Source organism: Sphingomonas faeni (genome assembly GCF_040407495.1).
In the GTDB taxonomy this organism is placed as follows: domain Bacteria; phylum Pseudomonadota; class Alphaproteobacteria; order Sphingomonadales; family Sphingomonadaceae; genus Sphingomonas; species Sphingomonas faeni_D.
The window spans coordinates 868,952-883,072 of record NZ_JAPZPP010000001.1; the positions used below are offsets into that span (position 1 = coordinate 868,952).

Annotated in this window: 13 protein-coding genes; 7 read left to right on the forward strand and 6 right to left on the reverse strand. The window is 65.4% G+C overall.

Annotation, left to right across the window (positions count from 1 at the left end; all coding sequences use genetic code 11):
• Positions 1-88: 88 nt before the first annotated feature.
• The 4 genes from O6W96_RS03935 to O6W96_RS03950 are packed head-to-tail and all read left to right on the forward strand — an operon-like array spanning position 89 to position 5,330.
• Positions 89-1,408 carry a lipopolysaccharide biosynthesis protein gene (locus O6W96_RS03935; protein ID WP_353468345.1) on the forward strand — a complete coding sequence of 440 codons (1,320 nt, stop codon included), beginning with the start codon at positions 89-91 and terminating at the stop codon, positions 1,406-1,408.
• Complete coding sequence (locus O6W96_RS03940; protein ID WP_353468346.1) at positions 1,405-1,962, forward strand: RNA polymerase sigma factor; 558 nt, start codon at positions 1,405-1,407, stop codon at positions 1,960-1,962. Before O6W96_RS03935 ends, O6W96_RS03940 begins: the two co-directional genes overlap by 4 nt.
• Entirely contained in the window at positions 1,934-2,935 is a 1,002-nt protein-coding gene (locus O6W96_RS03945; protein WP_353468347.1) for a FecR family protein, read from the forward strand. The genes O6W96_RS03940 and O6W96_RS03945 overlap by 29 nt, the downstream gene beginning before the upstream one ends.
• Complete coding sequence (locus O6W96_RS03950) at positions 2,922-5,330, forward strand: TonB-dependent receptor (protein WP_353468348.1); 2,409 nt, start codon at positions 2,922-2,924, stop codon at positions 5,328-5,330. The genes O6W96_RS03945 and O6W96_RS03950 overlap by 14 nt, the downstream gene beginning before the upstream one ends.
• Positions 5,331-5,466: 136 nt before the next feature.
• On the opposite strand, the gene O6W96_RS03955 is transcribed toward O6W96_RS03950, so the two are convergent.
• Together O6W96_RS03955 and O6W96_RS03960 are read right to left on the reverse strand one after the other, a co-directional pair.
• On the reverse strand, positions 5,467-6,297 hold the full coding sequence (locus O6W96_RS03955) for a 23S rRNA (adenine(2030)-N(6))-methyltransferase RlmJ (protein ID WP_353468349.1): 831 nt from the start codon (positions 6,295-6,297) through the stop codon (positions 5,467-5,469).
• Positions 6,298-6,768: 471 nt separating this feature from the next.
• The gene (locus O6W96_RS03960) at positions 6,769-7,671 is read right to left on the reverse strand and encodes an SDR family oxidoreductase (RefSeq protein WP_353468350.1); all 903 of its coding nucleotides are present in this window, start codon (positions 7,669-7,671) and stop codon (positions 6,769-6,771) included.
• 96 nt (positions 7,672-7,767) lie between these two features.
• Between O6W96_RS03960 and O6W96_RS03965 the strand changes: the two genes are divergently transcribed.
• Positions 7,768-8,604, forward strand: coding sequence for a helix-turn-helix transcriptional regulator (locus tag O6W96_RS03965; protein WP_353468351.1), 837 nt, complete (start codon positions 7,768-7,770; stop codon positions 8,602-8,604).
• Between the two features lie 68 nt (positions 8,605-8,672).
• Here O6W96_RS03965 and O6W96_RS03970 read toward each other — a convergent pair whose 3' ends face one another.
• Together O6W96_RS03970 and O6W96_RS03975 are read right to left on the reverse strand one after the other, a co-directional pair.
• A complete protein-coding gene (locus O6W96_RS03970; protein ID WP_353468352.1) occupies positions 8,673-9,101 on the reverse strand; it encodes a DUF3291 domain-containing protein in 429 nt (142 codons plus the stop codon).
• Positions 9,098-10,216 carry a zinc-binding alcohol dehydrogenase family protein gene (locus tag O6W96_RS03975; RefSeq protein ID WP_353468353.1) on the reverse strand — a complete coding sequence of 373 codons (1,119 nt, stop codon included), beginning with the start codon at positions 10,214-10,216 and terminating at the stop codon, positions 9,098-9,100. The genes O6W96_RS03970 and O6W96_RS03975 overlap by 4 nt, the downstream gene beginning before the upstream one ends.
• A gap of 121 nt (positions 10,217-10,337) precedes the next feature.
• Between O6W96_RS03975 and O6W96_RS03980 the strand changes: the two genes are divergently transcribed.
• On the forward strand, positions 10,338-11,249 hold the full coding sequence (locus O6W96_RS03980) for an AraC family transcriptional regulator (RefSeq protein WP_353468354.1): 912 nt from the start codon (positions 10,338-10,340) through the stop codon (positions 11,247-11,249).
• A 446-nt stretch (positions 11,250-11,695) separates the two neighbouring features.
• Here the strand turns inward: O6W96_RS03980 and O6W96_RS03985 are convergent, their stop codons facing one another.
• On the reverse strand, positions 11,696-12,472 hold the full coding sequence (locus O6W96_RS03985; RefSeq protein WP_353468355.1) for an SDR family NAD(P)-dependent oxidoreductase: 777 nt from the start codon (positions 12,470-12,472) through the stop codon (positions 11,696-11,698).
• Between the two features lie 114 nt (positions 12,473-12,586).
• Here O6W96_RS03985 and O6W96_RS03990 point away from each other — a divergent pair, with 114 nt between their 5' ends.
• On the forward strand, positions 12,587-13,498 hold the full coding sequence (locus O6W96_RS03990; protein WP_353468356.1) for a LysR family transcriptional regulator: 912 nt from the start codon (positions 12,587-12,589) through the stop codon (positions 13,496-13,498).
• 9 nt (positions 13,499-13,507) lie between these two features.
• Here the strand turns inward: O6W96_RS03990 and O6W96_RS03995 are convergent, their stop codons facing one another.
• Positions 13,508-14,104, reverse strand: a complete 597-nt coding sequence (locus tag O6W96_RS03995; RefSeq protein ID WP_353468357.1) for a TMEM175 family protein — start codon at positions 14,102-14,104, stop codon at positions 13,508-13,510.
• Between the last annotated feature and the right edge of the window lie 17 nt (positions 14,105-14,121).

Consider the following 14,121-nt stretch of genomic DNA (forward strand, 5'->3'; position numbering starts at 1 on the left):
CTTTCCGTTCGCCGACGCAACCAGGGAAGTCTAAGCGCTCGCGATGCGTTCGTTTCTAACCCGTATGACGTTTCGACCGGCGCATTGCGTGAAAGCCGAACCGTCCGGCGATGCGCAGTCGGGCCTGTGGCTCGTCTTGGCCAACCTCGGACATTTGCTCGGCGGCAAGGCCGCGGCGGGGGTGATGAGCCTCGTATATCTCGTGCTCGTGACCCACCGGCTGGGCGCGGCCGACTACGGCGTTCTGGTGCTGGTCAACGCTTATGCCGTACTCATCGGCAGCGTCCTGGCATTCTCGGGCTTTCACGGCGTGGTGCGCTATGGCGGGCTTGCGCTTGAAGCAGGTGATCGTGCGGGGTTCGCGCGGATCGTCCGGTTCATGGCGGTGATAGAAGTGGCGTGCGGTGTCGCGGCGGTCATCGTCGCCGCCTTGCTCGCTCCGCTGATCGCGCCACGGCTCGGCTGGTCGCAAGACACGATCCGGATCGCCATTCCGTATTCGCTCGCCGTGATCGCCACCATCCGCGCGACGCCACAAGGGCTTCTCCAGATCGCCGGACGGTTCGACCTGATCGGTATCCACCAGGCCGTGTCCCCTTCGATCCGCCTCATCGGTGCGCTCGGGGTGTGGTTCGCGGGCGGTGGACTGACGGAATTCATCGCAGTCTGGCTGGTCGCCGCCATTGCGGAGGGGCTGGCGATGTGGGGCTTCGGCTGGGTGGCGTGGCGCAAGCTCGCGGCTGGCGAAACCGTACGGGGTCCATGGCGTAGCGCCGCCCGTGATACCGAAGGTCTGAAGCGGTTCATCCTCATCACCAACTTCGACATCACCGTACGCGAACTCGCGCCCAACCTCGCGCCGCTGACGGTCGGCTGGCTGCTCGGGCCGGCGGCGGCGGGTTTGCTCGCGCTGACCCAACGCGCGACGTCGCTGCTCGCGCAGCCGACGGTGTTGCTCAGCCAGGCAAGCTATGCGGTACTCGCCTCCCAGGCGGCGCGCAACGATATCGCCGCGCTGAGGCATACCGTCTGGCGCAGCGCCGGACTGGCACTCGCGATAGCACTGCCGATCGTCCTCATCCTCGCGGTCGCCGGCGATCGGCTGCTCACGACGCTCGGCGGCGCGAGCTTCGGTGGCGGCACCATGCTCCTGATCCTCATCGCCACCGCCCGCGCCGCCGGGCTCGCCAGCGCACCCCTCGCATCGGGATTGACCGCTCTTGGCTTGCCGGGCCGTTCGATGACCGTCGGGCTCGTCACCAGTCTCGCGCTCTACCCGCTCCTGCCCGCTATGTTGTGGGCGTTCGGCGCCAACGGAGCGGGCTGGCACGCGCTGCTCCAGAACGGCATCGCGATCGTTGCACTGGCGCTGATGTTTCGCAGCGACGCGAAGGCCAAGCCGGCATGACGATTGGCGGTCTCCGCGCAGTCTTCCTGTCGGAGCGGGCGATGCTCCTGCGTCTGCTCGTCGCTCGCCTTGGCAGCGTCGAGGAGGCCGAAGATGCGTTGCAGGACCTCTGGCTGAGGCTGGACACTGTCACCGGCGGTCCGATCGCCGAACCCGTCGGCTATATCTGCCGGATGGCGAACAATATCGCGGTCGACCGCCGCCGCCGCGCCGCACGGCGTTCGGATCGCGATACGGAATGGCTGGAAACGCAGGCGAAGGCAGACGAGCACCCCGATGCCGAACGCGCGCTGCTCGCTCGCGAACGGCTCGCGCGGGTCGAAGCGACGCTAGCCGGCCTGCCCGACCGGGTCGCCACCGCGTTTCGCCTCTACAGGTTCGAGGATCTCGGGCAGAAGGCGATCGCCGCGCAGATGGGCATCACCGTCAGCGGGGTCGAGAAGCTCCTGCACCGCGCGTATCTGCGAATTCACATGCAACGGAGCAATTCCGGTGCGGAAGAACCGAAAGCAGGACGTCTCACTCATGAGGGGGACCAGCGCGATGGTCGATGAGTGGAGCAAGGACGGTAGTTACGGATCGCATGCCGCGGCGCAGGCGGTTGCGTGGCATCTCCGCTTGCCCGGTGCCGATGTCGGCGCATGGCTCGCGTTCACCGACTGGCTCGAGGCTGATCCCGAGCACGCGCGCGCCTATGAAGCATTGGCCATCGCCGATGCCGAGCTGACCGATTCGCTCTCGCCGCCCGATTGGTCGCGTGCCACGCCGCCTGTTGCCGCCAACGACGATCCCCCGAAGCCGGGGCGGCGCTGGATGCTCGGCGGCCTCGCCGGACTGGCGGTGGCCGGGATCGCCGGCGTCCTGCTGCCGCTTGAGACCCCGACGATTACCGCGGCACGGGTCATCGAGACACCGGCCGGAGTCCGCAGGAGCGTGACACTGGCGGATGGCAGCCGCATCGACCTCAACGGTGGCACGCGGCTGGCACTCGTCGACGGCGCCTCTCGACTCGTGACGTTGGAAGGCGGCGAAGCCACGTTCCGCATCACCCACGATGCGGCGCATCCGTTCGTCGTCCAATCGGGTACGATGCGGTTGCAGGACGTCGGAACGGTCTTCAACGTGACGCGCGTCGGGCCGCATCTGGGTGTTCAGGTGGCCGAGGGCGCGGTCATGTTCCAGCCCGAACGGGAGCGGATCATGCTGACCGCAGGCGCAGCGCTTTCCCATGTCGACGGTGAGGCACCGCGGCTGTCGGGGATCGCGGTCGACGACGTCGGCAGCTGGCGCAAAGGACGGCTGGTGTTCCAACATACTTCGGTGCGCCTCGTTGCCGCCGCCCTGGAACGCAGCACCGGGACCGTCATCAGCGTTGCTCCTGGCCTGGCGGAAACACCGTTCACCGGCTCGATCCGCTTGTCGGGCGGACCGAACCGTATGATCCCCCGCGCCGCCGCACTGATCGGGGTCCGTGCGAAGCAGGTCGACGGCCACTGGCAGTTGGTCGGAGGCGATGCCGGTCCGTAAATTCCGCATCGCCGTTTCGCTGCTCTTCGCACCGTTGCTTGCACACTCGCTCGTTGCGCCCGCCCATGCCGCGGACCGGCGCGCGATCGCCGTGGCGGCGGGGCCGCTTGACCGTGCGATCGCCGTCCTCGCGCAACAGGCGGGAATCGACATCGGCAGCGCGGAATCGGGTTTATCGCATGCCACGACCCGCGGAGTGCAGGGCACGTTGACCGCCGCAGCAGCGCTGAACCGAATGCTCGCTGGGACGCCCTATGTCGCGCAGCGTCTGGGGCCCGACAGCTTCAGGGTCGTTCGTCGGCATGTGGTTTCCGAGCGTGTCACGCCGGTTGGTCTCACGAAACCGTCACACGACCCGATATCGCCCCCCGTCGAGATACCGTCCGAAATCATCGTCACCGCGACCAAACGCGCGACGACGCGACTACGCTTTCCCGGCGCGCTTACGATTTTGCGTCCGGCGAGCCGGTCGAGCATGCAGAACGATGCGGCGAATGGCATGGACGAAGCGATCGCGGCGTCACCGATCCTCCAGAGCACGGCGCTGGGCGCCGGGCGCAACAAGCTGTTCATACGGGGGATCGCTGACAGCAGCTTTACCGGCCCCACCCAATCGACCGCTAACGTCTATTTCAGTGAAGTACCGGTTGCCTATAACGGGGCGGATCCCGGACTGAACCTATACGACGTCGATCAGGTTGAGGTGCTGGAGGGGCCGCAGGGTACGTTGTACGGTGCGGGCGCGATCGGCGGCATCGTCAGGTTGGTGCCGCACCCGGTGGACGTGTCGCGGGCGGCCGCGAACATCTCGGGCGGGGTCAGCGCTACCAGATCGGGCAATTCGGGCAGCGATCTAGCGGGAATGGTCAACATCCCGATCGAGAGCGGTACCGCCGGGCTGCGCGCCGTTGGCTACCGCGTCGTCGATGGTGGCTATATCGACGATGTGCGTCGCGGCCTTCACGACGTCAATCGCGTGAGCACGACCGGGGGGCGGCTCGACGTCCGCGTCCTCCCTGCGAGCGGCTGGACCATCGACGCGGGAATCGTCGTCCACAATGTCGTCGCGCCCGACTTACAATATGCAGAACGCGGCATGGGCTCCTTGTCACGCGCATCCTTTCTCGCCCAACCGTTCGAACAGAAGTATCTTCTCGGGCGTGTTGTCGTCGATCGGCACTGGGACGGCGGTCTGCACCTCGTGTCCGCGACCGGCTTGGTCCACCGCGATGCCCAAAGCCGGTTCGACGCTACCCGACCGAGCCGACCGGGCCGACCTGCCCTGCCGTTGGCTTACGACACGGATGAGCGCAGCCGACTGTTCTCGCACGAAACGCGGCTGTCTCGCGCCAAGCCGAACGGCGCCGGCTGGCTGGTCGGCGTTGCGGTGATCCAGGCACGCGACGCCTATGCTCGTCGATACGGCGTACCGGATCAGTTGCACGACATCGTCGGCGTCACCAATCGGACGCTCGATGCAGCCGTATTTGGCGAGGCCGGCATCGCGATCAGCCCGGCGTTGACGATCACCGGCGGCGGCCGGCTCACGCATCAACGGACCGATGGCGATCCCATCGCAAGCCTCCGCACGACGACCTTTATCCGCGGGCGTAGTTCGACCCGGTTCGATCCGACATTGGGTGCGTCCTGGCTGCTGACGCCGAGCCTCGCTGCGTATGGCCGCTTTCAGTCCGGCTTCCGAACCGGCGGCATCACCGTGGCGCCAGGCGTCGGTCGCGTCGTCGATCTTCTCTCCGATACCGTTCATGTCGCGGAGGTCGGCCTACGCAAGGAACGCCGCGGGTCGCTCGGGCTCGCGGGTTCGGTCGGCCTTTCACTGACCGATTGGCAGCATATCCAGGCGGATCTCGTCGATCGCTCCGGATTTCCGTTCACGACCAATATTGGCAACAGTCGGATCCGGGGGCTCGAAATGAGCGCCGACTGGGTGCCGGTGCCGGGATTGCAGATCGCCATGGCGATGTTCCTCAACGATACCCGCGTCACCGAGCCCGATCCCGATCCGGCGTTGCGTCGCCAGGTTGGCGCTCGACTGCCGAATACGCCGCCGTTCGCAGCGTCGGGCAGCGTCGGCTATGAATGGGCGATCGACGCCAATACACGCGCGAGCGTCGATGCGGGATGGCGGTATGTTGGCCGCTCGACCGTCGGTACGCAGTCGCCGCTCGACATTTCGCAGGGCGAATATGGCAGCGCGCATCTGGCCGGCACGTGGACGAACAGGAATCTACGACTGACGGCGACTATCGAGAATGCCTTCGACGTGAAAGGCGATCGTTTTGCCGGCGGTAACCCATTCGCCTTGGCGGCGCGTAACGAATATACGCCACTGCGTCCCCGAACGTTCAGATTGGGCGGTTCGGTCGCCTGGTAGTCGGCGAACGGATAGGCAATCATAGCGATGGTCACCAGCTACCTATGACAACAGGCAAATCTCGCGGATCGCTTTTGTTTAAGCCTGCAACGCGGCGATTTCCTGATCTGCGCGAAGGAACATATGAGGGTTTACGTTAGCCGGCCAACCAATCGGTTGTGATCGCGCCCCTATGCCCTTCCGGCGCCAACACGGCGCGCAGTGCCTCCAGCATAGGCGGCAGCGTCTGCGTGAAGGCGTAGGGCGGATTGACGATGTAAAGACCTGCGCCATTATAGATGCCGGGCTGATCTTGATCGTACAGCCAATGCTCCACCGCGAGAAATTTCGGGATGCCGAGCTTCCGTAACTGCTCCTTCCACCGCCAATGCGTGGTGCGGTCTTTCAGCGGATACCAGATCACCGTCACGCCATGCGCCCATTTACGGTGAGCGGCGGCGAGCGTGGCTGTGATACGTTCGCGCTCATCGGTCTGCTCGTACGGCGGGTCGACAACCACCACGCCGCGCGCGGTTCGGGGCGGGAGCACCGCCAGCCAAAGCTCATACGCGTCGCGCTCATGTACCGCAGCGGACGTGTCGCGCATCGCGCCGCGCAGGGTATAGGCGTCCGCGGGATGTTTTTCGTTCAGGATCAGGAAATCCTGCGGGCGCAGAAGCTGCGCAAGGATCCGCGGCGAGCCGGGGTAAAAGTGCGGCTCGGCGCCGACATTCACCGCCCGCACGGCGGCACGATAGTCGTTCAGCAATGGGTTCGTATCGGCAAAAGCCCGCAGCACGCCCTGCCCGGACTCGCCCGTGCGTTGGGCGTCCCCGCCGCCAAGATCGTACAGGCCGCAGCCGGCATGGGTGTCGATCAGCGTCAGTGCGCCGGGTTTTTGCTGCAAGGCCCGCACGAGGGCGATCAGTAAGCTGTGCTTGACGACATCGGCGCTGTTGCTGGCATGGAAGGAATGACGATAATTCATTGCAATTAAAAATCCTGACAATCTACCTTCGTCGTGCTGCCGGGGGCGGTTGCCGAGCGCGAGGCGATTGAAGTAACCAATCCGGTGCTGGTATAAAGTCGGGCGGAAACCTTCAACGGACTTCTGCGCGGGACCTCAAGCCCGTTAGCGAACCAGGTTGCCGGCGCAACGCTCGTGCAGGTTCTTGATCAGTCGTGGGTTGATCCGTTGGGCCGACCGATGAGCGCCTGACGTTCCACACCGCGCCCCCTAGCGCGGTGACGTGAAAGTGGGCCTGAAGGCTCACGCCGCCCGCCGCGCTGTGCTGGAAGAGCTCGCCGCGCTCGGGAATAGATGCTGGTTCGCCCAGGGGAATGATAAGGTGCGCGCACGGGTAGTTATTCCGAGCACCATCAAAACGGGAAGACGTGCGAGGCAAGCCCGTTGCACGGTAGCGGACGATCCCGTTCACCACCGTGCAACGGTAATCGATCACCCGGCTACCGTGACGGAATAGTCCATTGCGGCGAGATCGCTACGCAGATCGGGACCAGTGGGCTTCCACCCCAGCCGCGCCTGCGTCCAAGTGCTCGATGCGATCATATCGAGTGCAGCAAAGGGCGCCATCCAGCCGAAGTAATGCTCGACCTCGTCGTCTCCGACTGAGCGGACCGGCAGTCCGGTACCTTTACCGATTGCTTCGGCAATGGTGCGCGCATCGACGCCCTCTTCTGCCGAAGCGTGGTATCTCGCGCCTGGCTCGCCGCGTTCGAGCGCCAGAACATATAGCTTGGCGACGTCGCTGACGTGCGCGGCCGCCCAGCGCGTCGTGCCCTCGCCTAGATACGCCATCGCTCCCGCACGACGCGCCTCGGCGATCAGCGGCGTTATCAACCCGGCCCTGGTGGTGTCGTGCACCTGTGGCAGCCGAATGGTGCGCACGTCGATGCGTCGGGCGATCAGCGCTGCGGCGGCGAGCTCGGTGACGATGCGCGGATTGGCGTGGAGCGGGTTGAGTACATCCTCGGTCGCAGGACCGCCGTTCCGCGGCGTGCCGATGCCGATCCCCGAGGTGATCAGGATCGGCTTGTCGGTGCCCGCGAGCGCATCACCCATCGCCATGATGTTGCGTTCGTCCTTTGCCGTATTCGCGAGGAAGGCTTCGAAATTGTGGTCGAACGCGCAGTGGATGACCGCGTCGGCCGCGGCCACGCCGCTGGCGAGCGTCTCCGGATGTTCCAGGTCGCCACGATGAACTTCGACCCCGGCCCGCTCGAGCTGCTGGGCGCCGACATCGGACCGCGTGAGCCCGAGCACGTGATGGCCGCGGCCGAGCAGCTCGGGGATGACGTGAGAGCCGATAAAGCCGGTCGCACCGGTCACAAAAACACGCATGGGAAATTTCCTTGTTGCCTGGCGACCATATTCAACGCCTCGGCAACGTGTTAAAGTAGTGAACTTATCGTGGTATAAGCTTCAACAGGATCGATCATGGCCAGCGACGTGTCCAATCCGCTCGGGACCTATCTGCGGGATCGCCGTACCCGGCTCGACCCCGCGGCGTTCGGGTTTGCGGGCGGACGGCGCCGCACGCCCGGTTTGCGCCGCGAGGAGGTGGCGAGCCGCGCGAATATCAGCCCGACCTGGTACACCTGGCTCGAGCAGGGCCGCGGCGGCGCGCCATCGGCCGACGTCCTCGATCGCATCGCGAAAGGGTTGATGCTCACCGAACCGGAGCGCGAGCACATCTACATGCTCGGTCTCGGACGTCCGCCGGAGGCACGCTACCAGCCTGTCGACGGGATCTCCCCGCGGCTCCAGCGCGTGCTCGACGGGATGATGCTGAGCCCCGCGATCATCAAGACGGCGATGTGGGACGTGGTGGGCTGGAACCGAGCGGCCGCGGTGCTGCTGACCGATTATGCCAAGCTGCCGCGGGAGGGACGCAACATCCTGCGGCTGATGTTCGGCAGCGACCATGTCCGTGCCCGCAACGCCGATTTCGACAGCATCGCCCGCTTCGTGGTGGGCGCCTTTCGCGCCGATGTGGCGCGCGCGGGCGCCAGCACCAGCGTCGAGGTCACGAAGCTGGTCACCGAACTGTCCCGGCTCAGCCCGGAATTCGCGGCGATGTGGGAGGACAACGACGTGGTCGCCCATGCCGACGGGGTGAAGCGCATCCATCATCCCGATGCGGGGCTGCTCGCGATGGAGTTCTCGTCGTTCGCTGTCGAGGGACGCCCCGAACTCGGCATGATCATCTACAACCCGGCGTCATCAGACGATGCTGAACGCCTCCGCGTGCTGCTGGACGGAAATAAAGGCTGACAGGTCCCTGCACTCCTACCGCCGCAAGCGAACAGGCTGTTGACGCAGCCTCTCACAGTTGCGTGCCTTCAGATCCGCACCATCTGCGCAGGGTCGCTAGCCGCGAAGCCAAGACCGGCATGCCCCGGCCCCGGGTGGCGGAGCGGAACGGGACGTCCCTCGCGGCGCATTCGCGCGATCGCCTCAGGCCAGGACGGGAGGTCGGCGCCGTCCTGAACCCAGCGAACGGTGCTAGCCTCGTCGCCCCACTCGCTCATCTCGGGCATCGCGGTGCGGTGGGCGCCACCGGTGACATAGGCCAGCAGTGCGGCCTCGTTTCGCCACACGCTCATCGTCCAATAGGCGCGATCGCGGTCATGGCGTAGCGCGCCGGCGATATAGCCATCGCTTCTCCTGATCTGCGCCAAGCAGCGTTGCGCGTGGATCAGGAAGACAGGCAGGAACCGCAGGCTGCGAACGCGGAAGCGGGTGACGCTGACGATGAAGCGGTCGCTCACACCGTCACCACCAGCTTGGTCGCCGACACGCCGCGACGTTGGCGCTCGAGTGCTCCTGGGATCGCCGCCAGCCCGTGCCCTACGATTTCGACTGCCGGCGCCGCCACGTAGCGGCCATCGGCCAGCGCTTCGGGCAGGAACGTCTCGAAGATCATCGGTCCCACTTCGTTGTTGATCAGCGTGCTGCCCCAGATCATTTTCAAGGTCACCTTCTTGCGGCGTGCGCTCAGCGCGAGCGCGATATTGCCCGCGACCGTGCCGGCCATCGCAGCCATCAACTTTCGCCAGTGACCGCGCCCTGCCGGTACTGCGTCGAACGACGCGGGCGGCGTCGCCATCGCGATGAAGCGATTGCCTTGGCACGGTCCCAGAATATCGATGCACGGCTGCACGGACCCCGCGCCGATCGCGACCGCGCCTGCGACCGTTTTCCCGCGCAACGCCGCGGCAATGTCGGCAACGACGGTCGGGCTGCGATAGTCGAACGCGGCGATCGCGCCGAGCCGCTCGAGCAGGTCGAAGTTGCGCGGCGAGGCGGTGGCGATCACTTCGTAGCCAGCGGCGACAGCCAGTTGCACCGCATTAACGCCGACGCTGGTCGACCCTCCCCACACCAGGACGGTCTGACCGGCTGCCGGCGCTCCCTTGCAGGGCGCATTCAGAGCGAGGAAATCGCGCTGGAAGAGCGCGCAAGCTGCCGTCGAGATGCCGAGCGGCAGCGCGCTCGCATTTTCGAACGCGAGCATATCCGGAATTGCCGCCGCCATATGCTCGAGCAAGACGACATAGGTCTGGAATGCGCCCTCCGCAGCCCGGTTACGCGTCTGGTCGGTGCTGGCGGCAAAGCCGACGACCCGGTCACCAACCTTGAACCGTGTCACGTCCGCTCCGACGGCAACAATATCGCCCGCAACGTCGGAACCGACGATGGCCGGGTAGTACAGATAGGGGGTCATCAAGTCGCCCGAGGTCTGCACCAGCCGGTCCATCGGGTTCACTGCAATCGCACGGGTACGGATGACGACCTCGCCCGACTGCGCACTCGGAAACGGCGCCGCCGCTAGGGTGAAGGCGGCACGCTTGGAGGAAAGCCAGAGGGCGGTGTTGTCGGTCATGATCTATCTCCCGCGGTGCCAGGTGACGATGCATCGCTGGGATTCGGGATAGGCCCGTGACACCGGACGGCCCATGCTGCAAAGTCCGCCAGTTCATCGCCAGCGTCCAGGAATTGCCGCTATGGATCCCTTGTCGGACGTACTCGCCCTGCTGAAGCCGAGCAGCTACGGCTTTCGAGGTCTCGACGCGGGCGGAGACTGGGCGCTTGCCTATCCCCCGGCCGAGGGCGTCAAATGCTTCGCCATTCATACCGGGAACTGTTGGATCGCGCTTGAAGGCGGGGACGCGCCGATTATCCTTGAAGCGGGCGACTTCATCCTGCTGCCGGGCCGGTCCGCGTTCAGCCTCTATAGCGCGATCAGCGCGCCGGTGACCGACGCTTTTGCCTTCTTCCCGTCGTTCCCGGCCGGCGAGACTGGCGTCCTGGGCGGCGGCGGCAGTTGCTCGGGCGTAGGCGGCTTCTTCGACTTCACCGGGCTCCACACCGACCTGCTGCTCGGCGTCCTGCCCCCGATCGTTCACATCCGAGCAGAGGCAACCAAGGCGGCACTCGGCTGGTTGATCGAGCGGCTGATGCGCGAGCTGCGTGATCCGCAACCGGGCGGGACGCTTATGGCCAGGCATCTGGCGCAGGCGCTGCTGATCGAGGCGCTGCGGTTACATCTTGCCGAGCGCTCGCCGCACAGCGCAGGCTGGCTGTTCGCGCTGGCCGACACGCAGATGCGTGCAGTCATCTCGGCTATGCACGCCGCCCCTGCCCGGCGCTGGACGCTCGCCGACCTCGCCCGGACAGGCGGCATGTCGCGCTCGAGCTTTGCCGTGCGGTTCAAGCAAACGGTAGGCCAGTCGGCGATGGACTATCTTACACGCTGGCGGATGATGGTGGCGGCCGATCGGCTGGCGAGCGGGCGTGTCTCGATCGCATCCGTAGCACCAGCGGTCGGCTACGAGTCCGAAAGCGCGTTCAATGCGGCGTTCAAGCGAACGTTCGGCCACTCACCCAGGGAATTCGCCAAGGCGGTGGCCGCGTAGCCGACCTTCCGGACGCAGACCGTGCAGGGTTGTAGCAGGAAACGGTCATAGCAGTCCCGATATCAGGACATCGATAATCGCACCCGCGCGCGCACGGCCGGTCGCTTCGTCCATTCCAGCGACTAAGACGGTGTCGAGGCGGAGGCTGAAGTAGCCGTGAACCATGGACCACGCAGCGATAACCGCCGTGTCGTTGCTCGTATGCTTCGAGGGCGCGCTGTCCGCCAGCCCGCTGCGCAGGCCGGCTTCAGGCCGCCGGTATCGAGATTACCAAGTCTTGCGGCGACACCCATACTCGGTCGTTCGTTACCATGTCCCAGCAGCCCAACTTCCGCCATTCGTTCAGCTTCCATATTTAGACTGAACTGTTTGACGGAAGGCCAAACGATTGCTTCACGCGTTTTCCAAAGGCCTGTGCTTACCACGCTTGGCGATACCCTAAGCAACTAGACGATTGTTGGCGTTATCCCGCCATCGACGCGCAACGCGGCGCCGTTCGTCGCCGCAGCCAGCGGGCTCGCGACATAGGCGACCATGGTGGCAACCTCTTCCGGCTCGATCATCCGCTGGATCAGCGAGGTCGGGCGGTCCCGACTGAAGAATTCGCGTTCGATCTCGGCGTCCGATTGCGAGGCATCGCTTGCCACGCTCTTGAGGAAGTTCACGATACCCTCGGACCGCGTCGTGCCCGGCATCACCGTATTGACCGTGACGTTGGTGCCCTTGGTCAGTGCTGCGAGACCGCGCGAGATGGCAAGCTGCGCAGTCTTGGTCGTGCCGTAGTGGATCATGTCGGACGGGATCAGCACGGCGGATTCGCTCGAGATGAAGATGATCCGCCCCCAGTCGCGCGCGAGCATGCCGGGGAAATACGCCCGTGCCAGCCGCGCGCCGGACAACACGTTGACCTCGAAGAAGCGGCGCCAGTCGTCGTCGGTGATGTCGGCGAATGGCTTGGATTCGTAGATGCCGAGGTTGTTCACGAGGATGTCGACCGCGGGCACCGCCGCGACGAGCACCGCTGCGCCCTCGGCTGTTGCTGCATCGGCGAGAATGGCGCGGGCTGCACCGATATCGGCGACGGCAGAATCTAGCTTGGCCTGGTCACGACCGCAGATGATGACGTCGGCACCCTCGGCGGCGAGCTGGCGGGCGATCTCAAGTCCGATGCCGGCGGTCGATCCGGTGACGAGCGCGCTTTTGCCGCGAAGTTTCAGGTCCATGCGAATGTCCTAGGTTGGTGAAGGGTCGGTCGAAACTTAAGGTAGGGCCACCCCAGTCGCTTGATAATCGCGCGCTTTGGCGCTTTACCCATGAAGCAATTTCACAGGTGACCAATGGACAACCGCGCGGGCGAGATGCAGGTCTTCCTGCGAGTGGTCGATACCGGCAGCTTTTCCGAGGCTGCGCGGGCGTTGCTGATGACGCCGTCGACAGTCAGCAAGCTGATCGCGCGGATCGAGGCGCGGATCGGGGTGCGGCTGATCGAGCGATCGACGCGGCGACTGTCGCTGACCGCCGAGGGGCAGCTTTACTACGAGCGCAGCCAGATGCTGCTGGCGGACCTGGACGACCTCGACAGCCAGTTGATGCAAGGGGCCGCAAGCCCCGGCGGCACGGTGCGGATCACGGCATCGGTCGGGTTCGGTACGCTTGCGATCGAGCCGTTGCTGCCTGCGTTCTGGCGGCTCTACCCCAATATCGTCGTCGATCTCTCATTGTCGGACGATATCGTCGACCTCTATCTCGACCGGACCGACATCGCCTTCCGGATCGGCATCCTGCCCGACTCGTCGCTGACGGCGCACAAGCTCGGGACCGCACGCCGCGTCATAGTCGCATCGCCGGACTATCTCGCACGCCGCGGTGTTCCTGGCAATTTCGCGGATCTCGCCGACCACGACTGTTTGGGCTTCAACTTCCGCCGGACGATCACGTCGTGGCCGATCGCGGAGGGGGGACGGATCGTCGAGCGCGCCGTCCGGGGATCGCTGATCGCCAACAACGGCGAGACGGTCCGGCGCATGGCCATCGCCGGCGTTGGGCTCGCACGGCTCGCCGACTTCCATGTCCGCGCCGACCTGGCCGAGGGTCGCCTGATAGAAGTCCTTCCCGGGCCTTCTGCCGGCGACAGCGAAAGCGTCCACGCGCTGTCGGTCGGCGCGCGCGAACTGCCGCGCCGGGTGCGCGCCTTCCTCGATTTCGCGGTCCCGCGCCTGCGGGCATCCTTACAGTCAGCGAACGAATGAGCCGGCACGTCAGTCGGTCGCGTCGAGCACCCGGCTGATCCGCCGGTCGGGGATCAGCCAGAGGCCGATGACCGCGACGTACAGTGCGATCGCGATCCAGCGACTGACGAATGCGAGCGGCACCGCCAGCGTATAGAGCGCAATGCTCCCCCAACCCTTCCAGTCCGAACCGATCGCGCGGGCGACCGCGGAGGTCTTTCCGTTGCAGGCGATGATCGCGCGTTCGGTCAGCGTATAGCCGATCGCGGCGAGCCCGAGGACGATCCCGTAGGCAGCAGTCGCACCCGCCGCGAACTGGCTTTCATCGAGCCAGCGGATCACGAAAGGCACCAGGCTGAGCCAGAACAGCAGGAACAGGTTGGCCCACAACACCCGCCCGTCGATCCGATCGACCGCGTGGAACATGTGGTGGTGATTGTTCCAGTAGAGCCCGACGTTCACGAAGCTCAGGAGATAGGCGAGCAGGACGGGGGCGCTTCCGGCCAAGCCGTGGAGATCCCCGGTCTCCGGCACCTTCAGTTCCAACACCATGATGGTGATGATGATCGCAACGACCCCGTCGGTGAAAGCCGCGACCCGTTCCGAGCCCATTCGACGTCCGCTCATGCTCGCTCCGTGCCACT